Source organism: Streptomyces sp. NBC_01635 (assembly GCF_045209715.1).
Taxonomy (GTDB): Bacteria; Actinomycetota; Actinomycetes; order Streptomycetales; family Streptomycetaceae; genus Streptomyces; species Streptomyces hirsutus.
On record NZ_CP109277.1, the window covers coordinates 6,155,372 to 6,176,001 of the forward strand.

Annotated in this window: 18 protein-coding genes and 7 pseudogenes; 15 read left to right on the forward strand and 10 right to left on the reverse strand. The window is 67.9% G+C overall.

The genetic code is table 11. The features are described from left to right. Window positions 1-87 precede the first annotated feature (87 nt). From OHB56_RS28715 to OHB56_RS28725, 3 genes are all read left to right on the forward strand, one after another. A complete protein-coding gene (locus OHB56_RS28715) occupies window positions 88-531 on the forward strand; it encodes a MarR family transcriptional regulator (protein ID WP_055595469.1) in 444 nt (147 codons plus the stop codon). Between the two features lie 123 nt (window positions 532-654). Next, window positions 655-1,368, forward strand: coding sequence for a TetR/AcrR family transcriptional regulator C-terminal domain-containing protein (locus tag OHB56_RS28720; RefSeq protein ID WP_326754737.1), 714 nt, complete (start codon window positions 655-657; stop codon window positions 1,366-1,368). Between the two features lie 279 nt (window positions 1,369-1,647). Beyond that, a complete protein-coding gene (locus tag OHB56_RS28725; RefSeq protein ID WP_326754738.1) occupies window positions 1,648-2,637 on the forward strand; it encodes an NAD(P)-dependent alcohol dehydrogenase in 990 nt (329 codons plus the stop codon). A 77-nt stretch (window positions 2,638-2,714) separates the two neighbouring features. On the opposite strand, the gene OHB56_RS28730 is transcribed toward OHB56_RS28725, so the two are convergent. Further along, entirely contained in the window at window positions 2,715-3,005 is a 291-nt protein-coding gene (locus tag OHB56_RS28730) for a hypothetical protein (protein WP_326754739.1), read from the reverse strand. A gap of 111 nt (window positions 3,006-3,116) precedes the next feature. After that, window positions 3,117-3,606, reverse strand: a pseudogene (locus OHB56_RS28735) (helix-turn-helix domain-containing protein); the annotation flags it as partial. On the opposite strand from OHB56_RS28735, the pseudogene OHB56_RS28740 reads away from it, so the two are divergent. Next, a pseudogene (locus tag OHB56_RS28740) lies at window positions 3,603-4,424 on the forward strand (saccharopine dehydrogenase); the annotation flags it as partial. The pseudogenes OHB56_RS28735 and OHB56_RS28740 sit on opposite strands and share 4 nt — an antisense overlap. On the opposite strand, the pseudogene OHB56_RS28745 reads toward OHB56_RS28740, so the two are convergent. Both OHB56_RS28745 and OHB56_RS28750 read right to left on the reverse strand, forming a co-directional pair. Next, window positions 4,411-4,569: pseudogene (locus tag OHB56_RS28745) on the reverse strand (DNA-binding protein); the annotation flags it as partial. The pseudogenes OHB56_RS28740 and OHB56_RS28745 overlap by 14 nt on opposite strands. A 55-nt stretch (window positions 4,570-4,624) precedes the next feature. Next, complete coding sequence (locus tag OHB56_RS28750; RefSeq protein WP_326754742.1) at window positions 4,625-5,158, reverse strand: GNAT family N-acetyltransferase; 534 nt, start codon at window positions 5,156-5,158, stop codon at window positions 4,625-4,627. 117 nt (window positions 5,159-5,275) lie between these two features. Here OHB56_RS28750 and OHB56_RS28755 point away from each other — a divergent pair, with 117 nt between their 5' ends. Beyond that, complete coding sequence (locus tag OHB56_RS28755) at window positions 5,276-5,557, forward strand: hypothetical protein (protein WP_055595464.1); 282 nt, start codon at window positions 5,276-5,278, stop codon at window positions 5,555-5,557. Window positions 5,558-5,764: 207 nt separating this feature from the next. On the opposite strand, the gene OHB56_RS28760 is transcribed toward OHB56_RS28755, so the two are convergent. The 3 genes and pseudogenes from OHB56_RS28760 to OHB56_RS28770 form a co-directional block, all read right to left on the reverse strand. Continuing rightward, window positions 5,765-6,658: a serine hydrolase gene (locus tag OHB56_RS28760; RefSeq protein WP_406356442.1), complete on the reverse strand. Its 894-nt coding sequence runs from the start codon at window positions 6,656-6,658 to the stop codon at window positions 5,765-5,767. A gap of 890 nt (window positions 6,659-7,548) precedes the next feature. Next, a pseudogene (locus tag OHB56_RS28765) lies at window positions 7,549-7,688 on the reverse strand (WD40 repeat domain-containing protein); the annotation flags it as partial. Between the two features lie 288 nt (window positions 7,689-7,976). Further along, entirely contained in the window at window positions 7,977-8,465 is a 489-nt protein-coding gene (locus OHB56_RS28770) for a hypothetical protein (RefSeq protein ID WP_406356444.1), read from the reverse strand. Between the two features lie 684 nt (window positions 8,466-9,149). Here OHB56_RS28770 and OHB56_RS28775 point away from each other — a divergent pair. After that, window positions 9,150-9,749, forward strand: coding sequence for a hypothetical protein (locus tag OHB56_RS28775; protein ID WP_406356446.1), 600 nt, complete (start codon window positions 9,150-9,152; stop codon window positions 9,747-9,749). Between the two features lie 152 nt (window positions 9,750-9,901). Here OHB56_RS28775 and OHB56_RS28780 read toward each other — a convergent pair whose 3' ends face one another. After that, window positions 9,902-10,885, reverse strand: a complete 984-nt coding sequence (locus tag OHB56_RS28780; RefSeq protein ID WP_406356448.1) for an IS630 family transposase — start codon at window positions 10,883-10,885, stop codon at window positions 9,902-9,904. Window positions 10,886-11,022: 137 nt separating this feature from the next. On the opposite strand from OHB56_RS28780, the gene OHB56_RS28785 reads away from it, so the two are divergent. The 5 genes and pseudogenes from OHB56_RS28785 to OHB56_RS28805 form a co-directional block, all read left to right on the forward strand. Further along, complete coding sequence (locus OHB56_RS28785; RefSeq protein ID WP_406356450.1) at window positions 11,023-11,610, forward strand: hypothetical protein; 588 nt, start codon at window positions 11,023-11,025, stop codon at window positions 11,608-11,610. A 333-nt stretch (window positions 11,611-11,943) separates the two neighbouring features. After that, window positions 11,944-12,548: pseudogene (locus tag OHB56_RS28790) on the forward strand (tyrosine-type recombinase/integrase); the annotation flags it as partial. Window positions 12,549-12,825: 277 nt separating this feature from the next. Beyond that, complete coding sequence (locus tag OHB56_RS28795; protein ID WP_406356451.1) at window positions 12,826-13,338, forward strand: SMI1/KNR4 family protein; 513 nt, start codon at window positions 12,826-12,828, stop codon at window positions 13,336-13,338. A gap of 155 nt (window positions 13,339-13,493) precedes the next feature. Then, a pseudogene (locus tag OHB56_RS28800) lies at window positions 13,494-14,625 on the forward strand (IS701 family transposase); the annotation flags it as partial. A 284-nt stretch (window positions 14,626-14,909) separates the two neighbouring features. Further along, window positions 14,910-15,056 (forward strand): annotated as a pseudogene (locus tag OHB56_RS28805) (site-specific integrase); the annotation flags it as partial. A gap of 82 nt (window positions 15,057-15,138) precedes the next feature. On the opposite strand, the gene OHB56_RS28810 reads toward OHB56_RS28805, so the two are convergent. Continuing rightward, window positions 15,139-15,726 carry a hypothetical protein gene (locus OHB56_RS28810; protein WP_406356453.1) on the reverse strand — a complete coding sequence of 196 codons (588 nt, stop codon included), beginning with the start codon at window positions 15,724-15,726 and terminating at the stop codon, window positions 15,139-15,141. A gap of 542 nt (window positions 15,727-16,268) precedes the next feature. Here OHB56_RS28810 and OHB56_RS28815 point away from each other — a divergent pair. After that, window positions 16,269-17,198: an aminoglycoside phosphotransferase family protein gene (locus tag OHB56_RS28815; protein WP_332011105.1), complete on the forward strand. Its 930-nt coding sequence runs from the start codon at window positions 16,269-16,271 to the stop codon at window positions 17,196-17,198. A gap of 297 nt (window positions 17,199-17,495) precedes the next feature. Here the strand turns inward: OHB56_RS28815 and OHB56_RS28820 are convergent, their stop codons facing one another. Continuing rightward, a complete protein-coding gene (locus OHB56_RS28820) occupies window positions 17,496-18,740 on the reverse strand; it encodes a hypothetical protein (protein WP_332011162.1) in 1,245 nt (414 codons plus the stop codon). A 412-nt stretch (window positions 18,741-19,152) separates the two neighbouring features. On the opposite strand from OHB56_RS28820, the gene OHB56_RS28825 reads away from it, so the two are divergent. From OHB56_RS28825 to OHB56_RS28835, 3 genes are read left to right on the forward strand one after another with little or no spacing between them, the layout of a single operon-like run. Continuing rightward, window positions 19,153-19,704, forward strand: a complete 552-nt coding sequence (locus OHB56_RS28825; protein WP_332011111.1) for a bifunctional DNA primase/polymerase — start codon at window positions 19,153-19,155, stop codon at window positions 19,702-19,704. Beyond that, window positions 19,694-20,005, forward strand: coding sequence for a hypothetical protein (locus tag OHB56_RS28830; protein ID WP_332011114.1), 312 nt, complete (start codon window positions 19,694-19,696; stop codon window positions 20,003-20,005). The genes OHB56_RS28825 and OHB56_RS28830 overlap by 11 nt, the downstream gene beginning before the upstream one ends. 4 nt (window positions 20,006-20,009) lie before the next feature. Then, the gene (locus OHB56_RS28835; RefSeq protein WP_332011117.1) at window positions 20,010-20,339 is read left to right on the forward strand and encodes a hypothetical protein; all 330 of its coding nucleotides are present in this window, start codon (window positions 20,010-20,012) and stop codon (window positions 20,337-20,339) included. The last annotated feature ends 291 nt before the right edge of the window (window positions 20,340-20,630 follow it).

Genomic DNA, 20,630 nt, shown 5'->3' on the forward strand with positions numbered 1-20,630 from the left:
ATCTCAATGGTTGAACAAATATATACTGACCGCATGGCCGGCACCGAAACCCCCTCGTCATCCCTTCCCGGAAGCGACCCCGTGGGGATGCAGGCGTTCGCGGTGCTGCTGCGCCGGATGAACGCCGAGTTCAACCGCATCTCCCACGAGTTCGCCCAGGCGCAGGGGCTGCACCTCACCGATGTGCAGGCACTGATCGCGATCCTGGACGCCGACACGGCCGGCGGCCCCATGACCCCCGGCCGGCTGCGCGACCAGCTCGACCTCACCTCGGGCGCGGTGACGGCCTGCATCGACCGCCTGGAGAAAGCGGGCCACATCCGCCGCGTACGCGCCCTGGGCGACCGCCGCGTGGTCCACCTGCACTACGAGGAGGCGGCCAGAGCCGTCGCCGGCGAGTTCTTCCGCCCCCTGGCCCGGGGCACCGAAGCCGCCCGCTCCCGCTTCACCCGTGAGGAACTGACGACGGTGACCCGCTTCCTCGCCGAACTGAACCGGGAACTCGTCCTCCTCGGCCGCCGCACCTCCTGACGGGACGGCGCGCGACTGCCGCGCTTCGGCGTGGAGGCCGGGAGCTACCATGGCCGCGCCGCCCGCCGGACCCGTCCCACGGGGAGGACGGCCCGGCTCCGGGCCCCGCCCGTACGAGAGGCAATGGTGGAGACGAGCACGCAGGCCGACGCCCCCGCACAGCCCCGCACCCCCTTGAACAGGGAGCGGATTCTGGGCACCGCCGTCGCCCTCGCCGACGAGGGCGGGGTCGACGCGCTCAGCATGCGCAGGATCGCGCAGGCGCTCGGCGTCGTGCCCATGGCGCTGTACAAGCACGTGGCCAACAAGAACGAACTGCTGGACGGCATGATCGACGTCGTCGTCGGCGAGATCGACCCGCCGGCCGGTCACGCCGACTGGAAGACCGCCGTCCGCCGCCGGGTGCTGTCGGCCCGCCGCATGCTGCTGCGCCACCCCTGGGCGCCCGGGGTCATCGAGTCACGGACGAAGGCGCGGGCCACCCCCACCCCGGCGGTGATGGAGTACCTGGACTCGATGATCGGGATCTTCCGGTCCGGTGGGTTCCCGATCGACCTGGTCCATCACGCGCTGCACGTCATGGGCAGCCGCCTGCTGGGCTTCTCCCAGGAGCTGTTCGAGGACACCCCCGGCCGTGAGCCGGATCCGGACGCGATGCCGCCCGAGGAAATGGCCGCCCGCTACCCCCACCTCACGGAACTGGCCAGGGCGGTCGCCCATGACCAGGAGTCCGTCGTCGGCTCCGGCTGCGACGACCAGTTCGAGTTCGAGTTCGCTCTGGACCTGACGCTGGACGGCCTCGAACGGCTCAGGCTCCGGCTCCGGGACACTCCCTGACCCACCGCTGAAAAGGGCCCCGCGGCTCCTGGCGGCAGGCCCCGCCGGCGCCGCCCTCGCCTGCCCGCGGGCTCGTCCGCGTCGATTGCCGCCCCCTGGTGCGCCCCGCCGCCCCTTCCCGTACCCCTTGACGGGTGTACGTCGTACACCTATGGTGCGCCCAAGGTGTACGCCGTACACCGCTGGCGCTCGCCGTGAAGGTCCCCTGCCGGTCGACCGGTGTCGGATCCGACGGGAACGGTGAGCCGTCACCGAGCACCAGGGGATGGGGGAGACCCGATGAAGGCGATCGTTCAGGAGCGGTTCGGCCCACCGGACATCCTGCGACTGGCGGAGACCGACCGGCCCGAGATCGGGACCGGACAGGTACTGGTGCGCGTGCGCGCGGCCGCGCTCAACCCCTACGACTGGCACATGATGCGCGGCGACCCGTACGTGGCGCGGCTGCTGGGAGGCATGGGGCTGACCCGCCCGAGGTCCCGGGTGGCCGGGATCGACGCGGCCGGGCAGGTGGAGGCGGTCGGCGCCGACGTGCGCGGACTCCGGCCCGGCGACGAGGTGCTGGGCTTCTGTACGGGCTCCTTCGCCGAGTACGCGCGCACCACGGCGGACCTGCTGGTGCCCAAGCCGGCGAACCTGACCTTCGAGCAGGCCGCGGCCGTGCCCATGGGTGCGGTGACCGCCCTGCGCGGCATCCGGACCGTGGGCCGGACGCAGGCGGGGCAGCGGGTCCTGATCAACGGGGCCGCCGGCGGCGTGGGCACGTTCGCCGTGCAGATCGCCGCGGCCCTGGGCGCGGAGGTCACGGGGGTGTGCGGCACCCGCAACGTCGAGCTGGTGCGCTCACTGGGCGCCGCACACGTCGTCGACCACACCCGCGAGGACTTCACCGACGGCCGCGCACGCTACGACGTGATCCTGGACAACGTGGGCAACCGCCCGTTGAGCCGTCTGCGCCGAACGCTCACTCCGACGGGGACTCTGGTGGCCAACGGGGGAGGCTCCCCCGGCCGCGTGTTCGGAGCCGTCGGCTCCCTGCTGCGCGTGAGCGCGGTCGACGTGTTCGTCCGGCAGCGGCTGCGCCCGATCCTCCCGGCGGCTCCGGCCGGGCCGGCCCGGGAGGACCTGCTCGCCGTCACCGCGCTCATCGAGGCCGGCACGCTCACCCCGGTGGTCGACCGGAGCTACGCCTTCGCCGACGCGGCCGAGGGCGTGCGCCATGTGGAGCGGGGTCACGCCCGCGGCAAAGCCGTGGTCACCGTGGCGTGAGCGCGTCCACCCGTCTCGCGCCGGCCACCGGGCCGCGTGCGCGCACCGCCGGTTCCCCGGGAGACGACGTCCTGGGTTCAGGAGGAGGCGACGCCCTGTCGTGACGGCTCCACGGGGCCGTTGCCCCCTTCGGCGAGCCCGGCGTGCTGGAGAAGCAGACGGGCCAGGGCGCGCGCCTCGTCGGCGGTGAGCGCCGCCCACGTCCCCGGCTCGCCTCCCCGGTCCTGGCCGACGTCCAGGGTGACCCTGCTGATGGGCCGGTCCGCGGGGGCGAGCCGCAGACACCGCACCGCGATCCTGCGCCCGCAGGCTGTCACGAGCGAGGGGTTCTCGGTCGCGGTAGGCAGGTCACGCCCTGTCGTCGTCATCCGTCTCACACTCCTTCACGCCGGCCGGCCCGGTAACTCCGGCTGGTGTCCTGTCCGCTGTGCCCGGTGGGTGTGTCCTGCCTGTCCGTGATGTCCGGCGGGACACCACAGTCAGCGCGGCGCGGAGCCGAAATGTTCCCCGCTGTCGTGTTCCCCGCCGGACCGTGAACTGCGGAAGGTGCGGCGGTAGGTGTCCGGAGGGACCCCGAGGGCGCGGTTGAGGTGCCGGCGCGGCGTCGTGGCGGTTGCCCATGCCGGTGGCCGCCGCGATGGCGTCGACGCTGTCGCCGGTGGTCTCCAGCAACTCCTGGGCCCGCCGGATCCGCTGGGTCAGCAGCCACTGCAGCGGGGCGGTGCCGGTCACCGCCCTGAACCGGCGGCCCGGATGGCGTGAGCTCGTGTTCGCCCGGCGGGCCGGGTCCTCCACCGTCAGGGGCCGGTCGAGCCGCTCGAGCGCCCAGGGGAACAGCCCGGCCAACGCGTGGTCGTCCCGGGCGGGCACCGGTGCGGCGACGAACTGGGCCTGGCCGCCCGCCCGGTGCGGGGGCACGACCGGACGGCGGGCGACCGTCTTGGCGACCGCCGAGCCGTGGTCGCGCCGGCACCTTCGTCTCCACCGCCGCCCCGCTGATCGAGGCGGCACTGCGCGCCGGGATCCCGTACGTGGACGTGGCGGCCGAGGTCGAAGCGAATCTCGACACGTTCACGCATTACACGGACCGCGCCCGCGCCGCGGACACGGTGGTGCTCCCTGCGATGGCCTTCCACGGCGGTCTCGGCGACCTCCTTGTCACCACGGCGATGGGCGACTGGACGACGGCCGACGAGGCACACATCGCGTACGGCCTGAGCAGTTGGCACCCCACACCCGGAACCCGCGCCGCGGGCGAGGTCTCCCGCAGGCGCCGAAACGGCCGACGCGTCACCTACCGGAACGGCGCTCTCGAATACCGCGACGACGCCCCGCCCACCCTGAAATGGACCTTCCCCGAACCACTCGGAGTCCGGTCCGTGGTCGGGGAGTTCACCATGGCCGACGTCGTCACCGTCCCCAGCCACCTGACCGCCCCCGACGTACGCACCTACATGACGGCCGAGGCGGCCAGGGACCTCGCGCCCCCCGACACCCCGGCGCCGACCGCCTCCGACGCGCGTGGCCGGTCCGTCCAGACCTTCCTCGTCGACGCCGTCGTACGCTCTGGCGACGAACACCGCCGCGCCGTGGCGAGCGGCCGCGACATCTACGCCGTCACCGCGCCTCTCGCGGTGGAAGCGGTCCACCGCATCCTCACCGGCCGCACGCGGACAACCGGCGTCGCCTCGGCCGGCGCCCTCTTTGACACCCCGGACTTCCTGGACGCGCTGTCCGCACACCTCACCGTCACCCGTTGGCGGGCACTCGCGATCAGACCTCCATGACAGTGACACGCCCGCCGCACAGCGCGGTGAGGTCCTCGGAACCGGAGGTGAGGGCCGTGACGGGCCCGGGCGCGGCCGGTGCCGTGGCGCCGAGCATGGCGTCGATGGCGCACTTGTGACCGTGGAGACCGCAGTCCGCGAGAATCCGCCGTGTCCGTGGCACGCGTCCGCCGGTCACGATCCGAGGGGCTTGCTCGCCCCTACCGGGCGGGGAGCGCCTTGCCGGTCGACGCGGTACGACGGCGGACCAGCACGCGAGTGGTGCTGCCGTCCTCCTCTTCGATGTCCCGGACATGCTCGAAACCGATTCTGTCCAGCAGTACCAGTGAGGACTCGTTCGGTGCGGCTACGGTGGCATGCACCTCGGTCAGTCCGAGGGTGTCGAAGCCGTGGGCGACGATCGCTTCCGCCACCTCGGTCCCCAGGCCGGAACCCCAGGCCGCGGGCGCCAGGGCGTAGATGATCTCGTGGCCTCCGACGACGTCGGTCGGCTTGATCTCGGCATGCCCGACCAGGAGCCCGTCGCGACGAACGGCCCAGACGTCGAACAGATCCCGTGCATAGACTTCCGTGAAGATCCGCCCGAACAGTGCCCGGTCCGCTGCTTCGGAAGCAGGGCCGTCACCCATCCACTGCGACACCCTCGTGTCCTGGAACAGAGCGACGAAGGCCTCTTCGTCCTCGGGTACGTACGGTTCCAGGAGCAGCCGCTCGGTGCGCAGAGGAGGAGTCACGGACGGCGACGCTACCCACGCGACTTCCTGGCCGGCAACCCACTTTCACCTGCGCGGACGGTGCCCTGTTCTTCTCCTGCCGCAAAGAACGCCTACCCCGCGGAAGGCGGAGGGACCATGGACCTGCTCACCTTGCTCGACGAAGCGGTGACCGCACTCGAACAACCCTTGGGGCAGCACGACATGGACGAGGGCTGGACTGACGAGCTCCGCCGGGAAATCCAGGAGGAGATCTCGGTCAACCGCTCGGTTCTGCGACGGCACGGGCTGGTGATGGTGCCGTACCTACGGCCGCGCCTGGACGAATGGATGGACCACGAGGCAGTGGGGCCGGGGCGTCTGCAGCGTCTGGTCCTGAACGTGCAGCGGAGCTTGGAAGACGCCCGCGGCAAGGCTTGAGGCGCGTGCACCGCGGCAGGCGTGATCCGAAGTCCTAGGCGAAGGCGGTGACCGTCGCGAGCGGAAGCGGCGGGAGGCCGTCTCGGTGTGGGTACCGGCGCTCGTGAGGTCCGGTCCTGGCAGGAGAAAACGGCAGGACGACCGTCGCCCACCGGGCCTTCCTTCTTCATGCGCAGGAGGTGCGGCCTCGGGTCGGCAGGAAAGAGGTCAGTGGATGATCGGGGACACAGGAGGGGCGGTGCGGCGAAGGGCGTGTACGGCTGTTCGCGCTGCTCGCTCCACCGTGGAGATGCCGTGAGACATGCTCGGGCTGCCGTGAGAGAGGACGACGACGTAGAACGTGCTCCCGTGTGCTGCGACTCGCCCCATGCTGTTGATTGTCCAGCGTTGCGAGTGGGAGCGTTGCAGCCAGCCGTTCTTGAGTTGCCAACGGCTGCCTTCCGCGGACACTCCCCAGTCCTGGTCGGCGTCGATCCGGCCCATGAAGGTCTGGATCAGGTGACGTGAGGCTTCGCTGAGCGGTGAATGATCGGCGAACACGGCGGTCAACAGGGTGAGTTGGTCTGCCGCGGTGGTGCGGGTGAGGCCCCAGTGGGTACCTGGTCCTGCTTGGGTGGAGGTCAGCCCCAGGGCCTTGTTGGCGTCAGCGAGTCCTGGGCCGCCGCCGATACGTTGCCACAGGGCACTTGCGGAGTCGTTGTCGCTGCTCTGGATCATTGAGGCGGCGGTGGATGTCTCCCACGGGGTGAGCGACCGTCTTTCGCGCTGGGCGCGCAGCAGCAGTGCCGCCAGGATGTCTACCTTCGCCAGGCTCGCGGTGATGTGTGTTTGTGAGCCGTACACCGTCCGTCGGCCGGTCCTGGGCTCCAGAACGGCGACCGACACCTGGGTGCCGCTCTGCGTTCGAATCGGTTCGAGCAAACGAGTGAGCGCGTTGTTCGCATCCGTCGGGGTCGGCGTCCGCGTGTCGGGAAGGCCTGGCGGCGCTTGGGCCGGCTTGCTGTTCGCCGGCGTCGAAGGTGCCTGGTTCTGCGCCAGGGAGCGTCCGACCCGGTCACCGGTTGTGGTGCGACCGGCGGCGAAGCAGCCCGTTAGCAGCATGCCCGCTGCTGAGCATGCCAGCACCAGCCGTATCCGCTCCCGCCGCGCGCAGGCCTTGTGGTGTCCGCTCGGGCCGGGCGGGACAGGCTGGTGCCCCGTTCCGTGAGGTGGACGGGCGGCATGATTCGGATGCATCGGGAACCTCAATCGCGCAAGCGGGAGACAGCCGGAGGGAAAACCACGCCACAGTCTTTTCCGGGGTGAGGCGCGCCGCATCCCGGAGCGGTTTCCCCCTAAAGGCGTAACGCGCTCACCGCAGACGCCACCTGACGGCCCCTTGGAAATGAAGCGAAGGCCTGTCTCTCGCGGCCCTGTGCACCTGCCCCGCGCCGCCATGCCGTGCGACGCGCCGCCCCCTGGCCCCCGGGTGCGGTGGCCTCTCCACGCCACTCTTCCCGGTGAGCGCCTTGCAGCGTTTGGGGGAGTTGTGCGACGTGGCTGTGGGTGTCATCGAGGTCGGTCCGGGCGTGGAGTACGTCGGCTGTCCCAGGTGCCGGTGAGGGCTGCCGCGGGGCTCTGAGACTTGGAGTCCCGCCGTTCAGAACATCACTCGTCTCGGGAATTCGACTGATGGATCGTCAGGGAAGCCGCCGGCGTCCCCACACGTCACACGGGGATACCTCGTGAATCGGCGAGGACAAGCCCGTCGGTCCGTAGCCTGATCGGGGTAACCAAGGGATACGCCACAAGGAGGTCCGCCCGGTGGACCGGCCCGGCCCGTCGCTGCTGCTGCCCGACAGACCAACTCCGGCGACACCCTCGTCCGGCTGCCACCGCCCCGCCGGCCTTGAGCGTCCTGCCGTCCGCCCCGCCGGGCGCTTTCTGCGCCTTCAGCGCACTGTTCGCACCCTCCATTGGCACGATCAGGTGCCGCCGAGGTCGTCCCCGATGTCCCCGATGTCACCGACGTGGATCCGGTTGTCCGGGCCGATGGAGATCTCCTCGACGTCGCGGGGCGTGCCGATGCCGGAGGGGGAGACGCGGGCGACCGTCTTGCCGGGGGGCCGTCCACGGCGTAGATGTACGGGCCATGGCCATGGTAGCTGCGTGGTGGCGTCCGCCGGCGGACGACGTGCGGGGCCTTCTGCTGGACGGCAGACCGATCTCGCTTCGAGGATGGACGCGGGGCCCGTGTCGGACCCGCACAGCGGGACATCAGCTTGGGAAGCCCGGGCTCTATGGGGTCGACAGGCTTGCTGACCTGTTGCGAAGCGGCGTCATGACCTGAGGGCATGCTTGGGCGGGTGCCTGCTGTTCCCCGTGGTTCCCCGCAGTATCTGGCACGAGTCTGGCGGGGAGACGCGTTCAGGCGGGTTGGTCAGCCGCGCCGCGAACCGGGCACGCCGATACCGGAACCGAGGTCGGTGGGGGCGGTCAACGAGTGGGCCGCGGTTCTCAGATCGTTCTCCCACCCCGGGAGTGCGTCAGGGCTGATCCATTCGCTGTAGTCCGCTGCGACGGAGAGGAACCGTGTCTCCTCCCGGGTACGGGCCGCGACCGTCATCGACAGCCGGTCGGCCACGTCCGCGGGGCTCAGCTCGCCTTTCGCGAGACCGAACGCGAGGCTCACGAGGAGGCACCGGCCGGCTGTCTCCTCGTCGGGAAGGCATATGCCGAGTTCGTGCAGGGCTTGGACGTACAGGTCACGGATCTCGGTCTCGTCGCTCCTACGCGGCAGGCCGGCCAGTTCGCGCAGAGCAGGGGAATCAAACCCGTCGACGAGCGCATGCGCAGCGAGCATCGGGAGTTCGTGGGGAGGAAGCACCTCCGCCACGTACCGCCAAGCGCTGTGCTGCAACCCGTTCATGCGCCCATCGTGGGGGCAGCGAGACGTCCTGGCCAGCCGATTGCTGCTGTGGCCCGGCTTCTTCTTGCCCCGGGTCTTGCCGGGGAGCTTGGTGAGCTCGGTTTTTGCTGGTCAAGTCGGTGTGCACAGGCGACGGAGCGATCATCATCGGTCATTGCCGAGCGGCCTGGGACGGCCCGGAGGCAGTCCGGAGGCAGGGCCCAGACGGACTGGGCTACGGTGCAGCCTCCTGCGGCAGGTTGAGCAGTAGGGGAGCAGGAAGGAAAGTCCCGCCGGATGGCGGCGCCGAGGCAGGCGACTGTTGGGGCAGGGCGCGAAGCGCCCGACCGGAGAGGGGGCCGCTGCGGTTCGCTCGGTCGGGTCACTGGGATTTGGCCCATCGCGAGGGGAGCGCAAGCACAGCGCAATGCTGAGCAGCAAGGCGCCCTCCGTCTGCTTTTTCCCATTCGGCCAGGTTTGCTCGCCATTTCACTTGACGGCTGACTTGGTTACCGAAAGCGCCGTTGGGGCGGGTCGGTAACCTCTTGAATCGCGCATCATTCCTCTACGCTTGCCACGTGTCGCCGGTGACGTGGGAGGATTCTTCTGCTGTTCTCCCGGGGGGAATTGAACGGGAGTTGAGTGATCGTTTTCGTGGTAGAGTTTCAATGAATTCACAGGACGCCGCGAAAAAAGGGGAATGGCGTGAACACCGAGAAGGTCACGGCTCGACGTCTTACGGCCGAAGAGGTTTCGGAGTTGAGCCTCCAGGACGAAATCTTCGTCTCGGCGGAGATGGATGGCCTTCCTCTCGACTGCTATGCCCCGGCTTCTCTTACGGAGCCGGGTAAGAATTTTGAGGGAGGGTCCTTCGCTGCGAGGACGATATTCGGTCAGGAAGTCAGCGTTCTCCCGGACAATGCCGAAGAGCACGGGATCTGGGTTGCTGACAAGGCAGGGGAAGAAATCGAGGTTCTCCAGAATGCTGGCGTCCTCCTGAATCTCGCCCTCTTCGTGCCCAACGGGAACAAGGAATCACTGGGATCGCTCTACTCCGCCGCCCGGGACGCCTTCGGCGCGGGGATTGTTCAGCGCTGGAGTGAGGAAGTCGTCACGGTGCCGGATGTCAAGGTCGACCTGTTCGAGGAGCCGGCCCGGGGGCGGAAGAACGCGAGCGGTCAGAACCGCGACCGCCGCGCCTTGGACATCTACCCGACCCGAGTGCGATTCATGGAGCCCAGCGATGGCTGGAAGTTCATTGTCGAACCGCACAAAGAGGTCGTCGATGAGACACCGACGATCTGACCTGATGGCAGGTTAGCCTCGGTCTTTCGCGGGAGCCCGTCAGCTTGCTGACGGGCTCTTCGAATTGCCCTGGGTGGAGGCTGGCCCTTGAAGGCGTTCGGCACCGCCAAGGAGGGGCACATGTTCGGCAATGAGCGCGGGAAGTGGCCGGCTCACCTATTGATCAGAAACTCATGGGGTTCACTCGTCGAGGATATAGCGGACGTGTCGGCCACCGAAGTATTCGCGCACGATGTGGGGTTGGCGTTGTCGACGGTGGAAGAACCTGCGGGTTTCGGAGGCGAGTTCGGCCTGGTCCGGGCCCGGTGGGTATGAGGCAGGTTGCTTTTGAGGTCGGCGTTGACCAGCTCGTCGGGGTTCAGCTCGGGTGAGTACGAGGGCAGGAAGTGCAGCTCGACCTGGTCCTTGTGGTCGGCGAGCCAGGCCCGGACGGTCTTCGAGTCGAAGGATTCGGTGAAGACCATGAAGTACATCCGCCCCTTGGTGCTGATCGCGGACATCGCGTTCACCGAGAACCGGTTCCCGGTGCGGCGGACGACAGGAGTGCTTCCCCTGGCGCCCCAGGTGCGGCTGGTGACCTGGTCCGAGCGGATCCCGACCTGATCGGCGAAGAGGACTTCGCCCCCCTCTGCCTTCGCTTGGGCCTGGATCGCCGGCCAGCTCTCTTCGTACCAGACGCGGACGGCCTCCGGGTCCTGCTCGATGGCCCGCTTGTCCGGACGCTGGAACGTCAGTCCCCAGCGTTTGAGGTACTTGCCCACACCGGGTTCGGTGAAGCGGATCCGGTACAGCTTGAAGATCAGCTCGCCTATCAGGGCCCGTGTCCACAACTGGCCGGAAAGCCCCAGGCCGGAGGGGGTGTGATCGAGGACGGCCTGCCGGATTGCGGCCTGCTCGGCCTCGGACAGGACCTGATGCTCGCTCACTCGGCGGCCCCGCGTGCGGGACAGCGGTGCGTCCCGGCCACCGGTCTGCCACCTCGTCCACCAGTTGTCCACGGCCCTGACCGACACCTTGAACAGGGCCGCGACCTCTGCCCGGTCCCGGCCCTCCATCAGCGCGGACACCGCCGGCAACCGCACAGCCTCCTGCGCGTCCGGCGACCAGGTCCGCGCATCCCCCACCAGACCACTCACGCACCCTCAAGTCTCCCTCAAGTCACCGATCTTCAGTGATCACTTGTCATAGATTGACCGGACCTCGTCAACCGAGACGGGGCAGTGATCGTGCGGCCCGCGGTAAGGGCCGCCGAAGAAAAGCGGGGGACAGCAGTATGAGCAAGAGATTCCTGTCGACAGTCGTGGCCACTGGTGTGGCCGCCGTCTCCTTCGTGGCGCTCGGCCCGGCGGGCGCGGCGGGTGCCGCGCCGCTCGTCTGTGAGCCTGGCTACAAGTCCGCGTCCTGGACCAGCCTGGACAAGAGCTGGGTGATCACCCACGCCAAGCAGATCAACATCCCCAAGAGCGGCACCGGCAGTTACACCAAGACGGCGACCTACCGCAAGACGGTCAGCTCGGGGCGCGAGGTGACCGGAGGCGCCAGCTACTCGGCCAACTGGGTCATCTCCAGCATGGATGCCCACGTCTCCGGGACGCTCTCCAAGGCGGGCGAGAAGACCAAGGAGAAGAGCGAGTCAGTCACGTTCAACTTCAACAAGCCGGGTGTCTACGTGGTGTTCAGCGGCGTAAAGAAGGCATCCGGCTACTACACGGCCAAGACCTGCAACTCCAAGGGCACCGGCTTCGGCAAGAAGGGCTACGGCAAGGCCCGTAGCTGGAGCGTTCAGGCCGAGGGTGCGGTGAAGTGCACCGAATCGCCCAAGAAGGGCACGGCCAAGCGGGCGGCCAAGGCCTACTGCTGAGGTGACACCGTCCCAGTGGGCCTCGGCCCGTCGGGACGGCATCCGCCGGCAGGGCTGTGAGGGTCGGACCCCGTCGGGGTCCGGCCCTTCCGTGTCGAGTGCTCCCCGGTCTCATGCACATGGTGTCTTCGACGTGCTCGGGCAGGGTGTCGAGGACCTTCGCGGCCGGCGGGGAGAAGCGGACCGCGTACGGCTGTCCGGTCACCGGCGCCTTCCCCGCAGCTCCGCCATGCCGATGGCCTCGCTGCCGTCGTAGCCGGAGGCGACGAAAGCGTCGACGGCCGGAGCGTGGGCGAGTCGGCCCTGCCCAGTCCTGGACGACCTCGTAGCTGCCGTGGCCGTCGCCTGGTGACCTTCTACGCGGTGCTGTACTACGCGGGGCTCAGGCCTGCGGAGGCTGTCGGGCTCCGGTTGTCGGATTGCCACCTGCCGGAGCAGGGCTGGGGCACGCTGACGCTGAGAGAGACACGCCCTGTCTCCGGCAAGCAGTGGACCGACTCAGGGGGGCGCCATGACCGCCGGGGCCTGAAGGCGCGCGAGGCGTCCACCGGCCGGTGCCCATTCCGCCGGTCCTGGTCGCCATCCTCCAGGCGCACCTGAGGGAGTTCGGGACTGCCAAGGAAGGGTGCGTCTTCGGTAACGAGCGTGGGGGCGTGGTCGGCTCATCTACCTATTGGCGAGTGCGGGAGGAAACACGGGAGTATGCCCTGCTGCCGGAACGCGTGGTCGCTCCGTTGGCCGGACGCCCGTACGACCTGCGACACGCGTGCATCACGCGGTGGCTGAACGCTGGGGTGCCCATCGCTGAGGTGGCCCGGCGGGTCGGCAACTCCCCGGAGGTGATCTACCGCCGGTATCACGGCTGCATCGACGGTCACGAGGAAGCCGCCAACGCCAAGATTGCGAAGCAGCTGGAGGAGGACGGCGACGCGGCATAGCGCCGCGTCGTACCTCCGAGGGGACGGGGCAGTGAGGCCCTGCGTCACTTTTTCGGTACTGGCAGGGCTTGCCTGCGGTTGCCTCGTCCATGAGACGCCGCCGGCCTCGTGCGTCAGCGGCAGGCCGTACACTCCGGCCACGCATAAGGAGCGATCACACGCGAGTCCGTGCCCAGGGTCCTGGACGAGCATAAAGAGTTGGAACACGGGGCTTCCTGGCGACGTACCACTTCGGCAGGGCCTGTTCGTACGTGCACGTGCACGTAAGGGGGGAAGAATGGCGACACTCGAGGAAATCAAGGCACTACTGGGAGAACCCCTTTTCAATTGGTCTGATCCCGCTCCCTGGGTCCGACTGGAACAGGAACTCGGGGTCTCTTTCCCCGCTGACTTCCGGGACATAACCGACGCCTACGGCCCCGTTGTGATCAACGAAAAGTTGTACCTTGACCACCCTGGCCATCCGATCAGGAACCTGGGAGAAGAGATCAAGGAGTCGATCGAGTTCTGGCTTGAGGAAGATCTAGCAGAGTTCCTTCCCAGTGGGGCAGGGTCTCGCCCTGGAGAGCTGTTGCCGATCGCAACAGGCGCAACAGCAGAGACCATCTTCCTGCAAGTACCACACGGGCCGTCAGCACCTTGGGTCGTAGGCGTGCAGGAAATGGACAGTGGAGAATTCGTGCTCTACGGAATGACGTTCAGCGACTGGTTGCTGGCACTTCTCAAGGGCGAGGACGTCATGGTGGGTTCCTCCGCCCCAGACCACCCGTTCTACGAGCCTCTGGCCTAGTACTCCAGCAGCACTTTGACGTTTTCCCTGTTCAGGGGCGGTTTGGGCGAGTGTAGTGGGCTGGGTTCCGGCCCGTGTTCTCTTTCCCGGACCGCCCCTCGATCGTGTGCAGCCGCCGCTGATAGTGGCAGTGGTCTGGGCAGCCTCCCGGCGTGATCGACGAGCGTGCAGTTGAGATCTGGAACGACGAACTCGAGGAACTCTTCCTGCGCACCGGCCACCGCTTCAGGCGCGTCGAGCCGCGTCGCAGGATGCGTGACTACATCCGTGGGACTGCTGGGCCCGGTCGGCCGGAAGAACGGCTGGCAGCTGGCCGAATACGCCGGGCATTACACGCCCGACCGCCTTCAGCGGCTCCTCAACGGCGCCCGCTGGGACGCCGACGAGATCCGCGACGACCTCCAGCACTATGTAGCCGAACGGCTCGGCGAGCCCGACGGGATCCTCATCCTCGACGACACCGGCTTCCTCAAGAAGGGCACCACCTCGGCCGGCGTACAGCGCCAGTACTCCGGCACTGCCGGCCGCACCGAGAACTGCCAGATTGGCGTGTTCGCCGCCTACGCCACCACGCGAGGACGCGCCCTGGTGGACCGTGAGCTGTATCTGCCCAGGTCCTGGACCGACGACCGCGATCGCTGCCGCGCCGCCCACATCCCGGACGAGCGGACCTTCGCCACCAAACCCGACCTGGCCAAGGCCATGGTCCTGAGGGCGATCGCCTCGCCGCTGCCGATCGCCTGGGTGACCGCGGACTCGGCCTACGGCCAGGAATGGCGGCTGCGCCGCATGCTGGAGGAGACCGGCCTGGGGTATGTGCTCGCGGTCCCCAAGTCCCAGCAGGTGCCCCACTTCGGACGCATCGATCACCTCTTCTCCCAGGCTCCCGACGAAGCGTGGGAGAGACGTTCGTGCGGTGACGGCGCCAAGGGCCCGTGCGTCTACCACTGGGCCGCCCTGCAGATCACCTCCAACGAGGACTTCGACGACGAACTGCCCACCCACCAGCGGTGGGCACTGGCGCGCCGCAGCATCAGCAAGCCCCAGGAGATCGCCTACTACCTCGCCTACGCACCGCTCGGCACCACGGTCGAGCACTTGGTCCGCGTCGCCGGAACACGTTGGGCCATCGAGGAAGCCTTCCAGGCTGCCAAGAACGAGTGCGGCCTCGACCAGTACGAAGTCCGCCGCTACACCGGCTGGATGCGGCACGTCACCCTGGCCATGCTGGCGCACGCCTTTTTGGCGGTCATGGCCTCCGACGCCGCGGTAAAAGGGGCAGCAGAAACGGTTCCTGCCTCGCGCCCCTCACCGTGGCAGAAGTTCGGCGGCTCCTGGCAACTGGCCACTCACCCGCCACACGCGCTCATCAGTCCCTCATCAGGGCACGCGCACTGAGATGGTCACAGTGGCGCAGACGACGCCAAGCCGTCGCCCGCCGCTGCCACTATCAGCGGCGGCTGCACACGATCGAGGGGCGGTCCGGGAAAGAGAACACGGGCCGGAACCCAGCCCACTACACTCGCCCAAACCGCCCCTGAACAGGGAAAACGTCAAAGTGCTGCTGGAGTATTAACTCGGGGGTTGATCCGACCGAGGTCGCTGAACGTGCTGGCAACAGCGTTGAGGTCCTGCTGAACCGCTATGCCAAGTGCATCGACGGACGTCAGGAGATCGCCAACCGCAAGATCGAAGAGTTGTTGCGCGAGTACGAGTGATCACTGCTGCGTCAGGCGTAGGCGCCTCGGTTCTCAGAGGTGCCTACGCCTTTCGCAACGTCGGCTGTAGAAGCTCAGAAGCTCAGTGACCATCGTGCCGATGCGCTGCCGGCCCGATCTCGGGGTTGTACCAGTCTGGGAGTTCCGCGGTAGCGCGCACCTCAAGGCGCATGAGTGCTCGCACATGTCCTTGCTGCGCGGTGAGCGATTTCAAGAGTTCAATGACGCGGTTGAGTCTTTCCTGACTCGTAGATGAGTCCGGCTCGCCTGCCACCTCCATCAGGTGCCTGTAGGCGATCGTGAGCTGTGCGTTCACCCGGCTCTCGATCTGTAGCACCGCGTCACTTGCCATCAGCTGGGCTTCAGCCCGGGTGTCCCGTTGAGCACGTCTCGCGGTATGGACTTCCGCTGCTTCCGCGTCGACTGACCCTGACTTGAGCGCGTGAGCGTAGGCCAGCATGGCGTCTCTGTAGTAGCGATCATTTGCGTTCAACTGAACGTAGCAGCTGCGGAGTTGATCAATCTTGCGTTGATCCTCAGCAGCCTGCTGTTCCGCGATCCGGACCCGTTCTCCCCGCTCCGACCTTCGCGACTCGGCGCGCTGGGTGAGGACTTGAGTGATCACTGCCGAAGCCAGCGTGCCGAAGACACCAACGCTCGCGACGATCACAGAGATGGTCCCACCAGACATCTCCACCCCCTGGCACTCACCTGAGTTCCCCCGATGAGCAGACAGTAGCTAAGGGACCTGCACGGGTCGGCCCAATCGCTGGTTCTCACTGAGGGAGCCGATGCCTACGTGGCATCGCCGACGGCTCTCTTCGTGCACGGTGCCTGCTGCCCAGCCCTCGACCTGTCCAGAGGTCTTATCGTTTGCCGGGTCTGACCTGGGCAGATGCTTCAAGATCCTGTCCACGAATAGTCCACGGACCCGGACATGCGGCCGCTTCGGGCCGCACACGGCTGCACATACGCGAAGACCCCGGCCTCAGCGTTTCCGCTGGTGACGGGGTCTTTGGGCACCTCATGCAAGGTGCCCCCGGCAGGATTCGAACCTGCGCACACGGCTCCGGAGGCCAGGTGAGAGCGAGAGGCGATTGGCGCCCTGACCTGCTGCGGAGACCCCTTGTGGCTGAAGCCTGAGCAAGATCATCACGTCCCTATTGCGCGGGTGGCCTGTCGGGCGGTGGGTCCGGGCCGTATCGTCGAAGCATGATCTCGGGCAGCGGCGGGGGCGTGGGCGGCAACGGCGCGGAGTTCACTGCGGAGGCTCTGGCACCTGTCCTTCGGGAAGCCTGCTCATCGGCCGGACTCAACTCCAGCGGAGCCGAGTTGCTGCGCCTGGGGTCGAACGCGGTGTACCGCCTGCCGTCGTCACCCGTCATCGTGCGTATCGCACGTGATCCGTCGGTTCGCACGGAGATGGACCGGGTGGTGAAGGTGGCGCGGTGGCTGGAGACGGAGCACTTCCCGGCCACGCGCGTGCCGGCGCGGGTTGCTCAGCCGCTCGTCGTCGGCGGCCTGGTGGTGACCTTCTGGGAGAGCGTCCAGGAGAACGAGGAGTACGCCACCGTTGGCGAACTGGCCGACCTGCTGCGCCGCCTCCACTGGCTCGAAGAGCCGGAGTCGCTCGGCCTGCCGTATTTCGATCCGCTCGCCAAGCTGACGGCGTCCCTCGAAGGACTGGACACCATCGCGGGGGAGGACCGGGAGTTCCTGGAGGCTCGGGCGGCCGGGCTTGCCAAGGATTACGACCGGCTGGACTTCGTCCTCCCCTTCGGGATGATCCACGGAGACGCCAACATCGGGAACGTCCTTCGCCACCGGGACGGCCACGCGGTCGTCATCGACCTGGACGGCTTCGCCCTCGCCCCACGCGAGTGGGACCTGATCCTGACGGCGCTCTACTACGACCGCTACGGCTGGCACTCGAAGACGGAGTACGCGGAATTTGTCCACCGCTACGGCTTCGACCTGATGAACTGGCCCGGATACGAGACCTTGGCCGACCTGCGGGAGCTGATGATGGTGGCCTGGCTCGGCCACCAGGTCGCTACCAGTGAGCGCTCCGCGGATGAGTTCGGCCGGCGTTTGCGCGCTCTGCGGACGGGCGGAAGCCGGAAGGACTGGCGGCCCTTCTGAGGGTCGTTGCCATGGACGCTCACGCTCGTTGACGAAGTCGACCGCATCGACGGTGACATGAACTCACGCGAGCAGAACGGCTCTTCCATGAACGAAGTGCACGTACGGATCGGTATCTATCGCAGCAGGTACCACACCGACACTTCCTGCCCTGCTCTGAACGGCAAGCCGGAGACATTCGGAGGGATTGAGCAGATGTCCCGGGAGGACGCGGAAGCACAAGGGCTCAAGCACTGCCAGACGTGCAAGGCGTAGCCCTGCGTCTGGGTGACTGCCTGCCCGCTGTCCAGCGCTTCTTCAGACGCTGGACACTCTGTCCGCTGCCTGCCACAGCCGGTGCTCCGCCGCTCGCTCGCGGAAGTCCTGGGTGGCGGTGTTTCCCACCCGGGAGAGGTTCTGCCCGAACTCGGCGAGATAGCTGACGCACCGGGCCGACTTGAGCTGTTCCCCCAGGTCAAGCGCATCGAGGGCCACGCGGCACGCCTCTTCGACGTCCCCGGCTCGTAGGTGGGCGTCGGCGAGGACCATGGTCGCGAAGAAGTCGCTCCGCACATGGCTGCCGCTCATGGCGTTCTCGGCGTGGGCGACGGCCCGGCGGGCACTGTTGACGTCGCGGAAGCAGTGGGCGGCCTCGGCGGCCAGCTCCGCTTCGTCGAAGTAGCTGATCCACTCCGGCTCGTCGTCCGTGTTCCGGCTCTCCAGTGCTTTCGTGGCCGCGGTCAAGGCGGCCTCGCAGGCCCGGACGTCGCCGGTCCGGGCAAGAGCGCGGGCTTCCATGGCGTGGAACTGGGCGCGTAGCGTCGGCGTGGCCACGGGAGAGATCCCCATGAGTGCGGCGCGGGCGAGCGTGGCGGCCTGCGTGTAGCGACCGAGGAACGTCGCCTGGTGGCTCATGGCCGACAGGATGCTTCCTGCGAGCCGGCGGTCGTTGGCGTCCTGGGCCAGCCGCAGAGCCTGGAGGAAGTACCGCTGCGCCAAGCCGTGGCGGCAGGCGTCGTACGACATCCAACCGGCGAGGAGCGTCGCTTCCGCCACTGTGGAGAACAGGGCGCGGCCGACCTGTTCGGTGTACTTCCCGTGCAGGAGCGGAGTCACTTCGGTGCTGAGGTACTGGATGGCCGCATGCCTCGCATGGTCGCCGCCGAAACGGTCGTCCAGTTCGGCGAACATGTCCGCGGTGGTCTTGATGGCGGCCACGTCCCCGAGACCGACGCGCGTACCAGCCTGGCGCTGTCGTGGAATCGTCGGCTCGGGCGCCACCAGCCACCGGAGAGACGCTTCGTTCCAGGCGGGCTCGGACGGCTCGGCCTGCAGAAGGGGTTCGTACCGGTTGAGATCGGCACGCCACAGCCGACCGACTGCTTCGATCGCATCATCAGGACTCGCCGGATAACTGACATCCATGAGCGATGCATCCCGCCCGCTCTCGTGGTTCAGCCCGAGTTCTACGGCACTCAGCCCGAACACCTCGCAGAGGAGCGGACCGTAGAAGTCGTCCGGAACGCTGTGTCCGTTCTCCCAACTGGCGATACGCCGTTTCACGCTGGCGTCTGCCGGGAGCTGGTGCCCGCGCCGAGCCGCGACCTGACGCAGTTCGCGCACCAACCGCGGCTGACTCCACCCCCGGTCCGTCCGAACCTTCCGTAAACGAACGCCAGTCGGTTGCATGGAAGACGTGGCCCTTCCCTCCCCGCGCGTGCACTGGTGCGACCACTGGGGCCCATGACTCCGCGCCCCACCTCCGAATGTACGCGCGGTTCACCGCCGACCGCTGCAAGTAACCGGATATCGGGAGCGGTTGACTCATGACGGGGGATGACACGCACGGGCGTGACGCGTCATCCCCCGTCACCTCTCGTCATCTGCCCAGGCCAGGGGGCTGACCTTGAGTCTGGACGCAGGGCGGCATCGAGGCCGCGACCGAGTCTGACCGAGGTGAGATGCCGTGCAGAGGATGACCACGAGGGGCATTGAATGGCTTTCCGCAGCGGCGGACGACCCGGCCGCATGCCGGGCGGTCTGGGCGGACGACCCCCGCGCACCGTACGCCCTGCCGGCCGGCCGCTTCTTCGACGTGGTGACGGTTGAACAGCGGCTCGGAATGGAGACCTTCGATCAACTCCTGCGCCAAGGGTTGCCCTTCGGCCCGGTGGCACTGGACCACAAGGCCCAACGAGTGGGCTTCTTCCTCGGCTCGCGGAGTCAGGAATCCTTCGCTCACTACCTCGCCCAGGAAGAGGGGACTCCCCCCACGTTCCGCTACCTGAACCGCGGGTCGGTGGTAGTCGTTCCGGGACCCATGCCCTTGAGCGGTGACCGCTACCAGTGGCTCCGGGCGCCGGCCCGGCGTCCCATCGCCAACCCGCTGCGCCCGGTCGCTCTGGCCACCCTGCTGGTTGCCTCCACCGAACTGCTCGCTCGGGTGGACCGGTACAGCGAGCGCTACCCGTCTGCGGCTGCCCTTGCGGCTCCCTTTTTCGGAGGGACTCCGATCGATGCGGGATGACACCACCCACCGGCGCGACGCGGCCACGTGGTCGCCCCTGGAGAGCGACGACTGGTACGCCGCGCGCAACGCCACTACCGCCCTCCGGGACGCTCTGGTTCGTGCTGGTCTGGAGAAGGACTTCCCCTACCTACGGGCCGACCTGAACGCATTCGGCCATGGCCTGGTCGAACTGGGCCGCGTCTCGCCGGCCACCGCGGAACGCCTGGCGGAACTGCTGCGGCTGGCGCTTGCTGCGGGACTGCGGCGTCTCGAGGAGAACAGCGAAGGAGCCGCCGAATACCGAGCAGGAGAGGACTGACGTTATGACCGACCGACGAGGAGTCGTCGCCAAGCGCGCCGAGAACCTGATGCCCGGCATCCCCTACGTCCGCGGCTGGGCGCAGGCACGCCGCGGAGCCGGCGCCTTGGCCACACAACTGGCCTCCTTGGGCCTGGAGCCGGACTTCCCCGGCCTCACGGCCGATGTGAACGTCTCGGGCGATGGCCTGGTATGCCTGGGCACCGTGCGGCCCGAAGCGGCCCTGCTGCTGGCGGAACTGATCGTGTCGGGCCTCTCGGCGGAGATGCCGATGGATGCCGAGACGTTGACGCATGAGGTGGGGAGTGCTCGCCACAATTCTCCGGCTGCCTGACCGCTTCGATCCGAGAAACTCCGTCCGGCTGCGGTACGAGCATGCTCCCGTGGCTGGTCGGCCTGGCCCCGTGCGTTGCCGTTCCCCGGCGGACGACGTGCGGGGCCTTCTGCTGGATGGCATGCCCCTCGTCGGCGGTCTGCCGCTCGGCCGGGACCGGCGCCCCAGCGCCGCAGCCCGGACGAACGGCAGACCAACCCTGTTTCGAGGATGGATGCGGGGCCCGTATCAGATCCGCACAGCAGGACATCAGCTTGGGAAGCTGCATCCATCTGGGGTCTTCCGGCGCGC

Excerpts from the sequence above, each read along its gene's own strand:
- OHB56_RS28715 (WP_055595469.1), top strand. The coding sequence starts at position 88 with ATGCAGGCGTTCGCGGTGCTGCTGCGCCGGATGAACGCCGAGTTCAAC.
- OHB56_RS28720 (WP_326754737.1), top strand. The coding sequence starts at position 655 with ATGGTGGAGACGAGCACGCAGGCCGACGCCCCCGCACAGCCCCGCACC.
- OHB56_RS28725 (WP_326754738.1), top strand. The coding sequence starts at position 1,648 with ATGAAGGCGATCGTTCAGGAGCGGTTCGGCCCACCGGACATCCTGCGA.
- OHB56_RS28730 (WP_326754739.1), bottom strand. The coding sequence starts at position 3,005 with ATGACGACGACAGGGCGTGACCTGCCTACCGCGACCGAGAACCCCTCG.
- OHB56_RS28755 (WP_055595464.1), top strand. The coding sequence starts at position 5,276 with ATGGACCTGCTCACCTTGCTCGACGAAGCGGTGACCGCACTCGAACAA.
- OHB56_RS28760 (WP_406356442.1), bottom strand. The coding sequence starts at position 6,658 with ATGCTGCTAACGGGCTGCTTCGCCGCCGGTCGCACCACAACCGGTGAC.
- OHB56_RS28770 (WP_406356444.1), bottom strand. The coding sequence starts at position 8,465 with ATGAACGGGTTGCAGCACAGCGCTTGGCGGTACGTGGCGGAGGTGCTT.
- OHB56_RS28785 (WP_406356450.1), top strand. The coding sequence starts at position 11,023 with ATGAGCAAGAGATTCCTGTCGACAGTCGTGGCCACTGGTGTGGCCGCC.
- OHB56_RS28795 (WP_406356451.1), top strand. The coding sequence starts at position 12,826 with ATGGCGACACTCGAGGAAATCAAGGCACTACTGGGAGAACCCCTTTTC.
- OHB56_RS28815 (WP_332011105.1), top strand. The coding sequence starts at position 16,269 with ATGATCTCGGGCAGCGGCGGGGGCGTGGGCGGCAACGGCGCGGAGTTC.
- OHB56_RS28825 (WP_332011111.1), top strand. The coding sequence starts at position 19,153 with ATGACCACGAGGGGCATTGAATGGCTTTCCGCAGCGGCGGACGACCCG.
- OHB56_RS28830 (WP_332011114.1), top strand. The coding sequence starts at position 19,694 with ATGCGGGATGACACCACCCACCGGCGCGACGCGGCCACGTGGTCGCCC.
- OHB56_RS28835 (WP_332011117.1), top strand. The coding sequence starts at position 20,010 with ATGACCGACCGACGAGGAGTCGTCGCCAAGCGCGCCGAGAACCTGATG.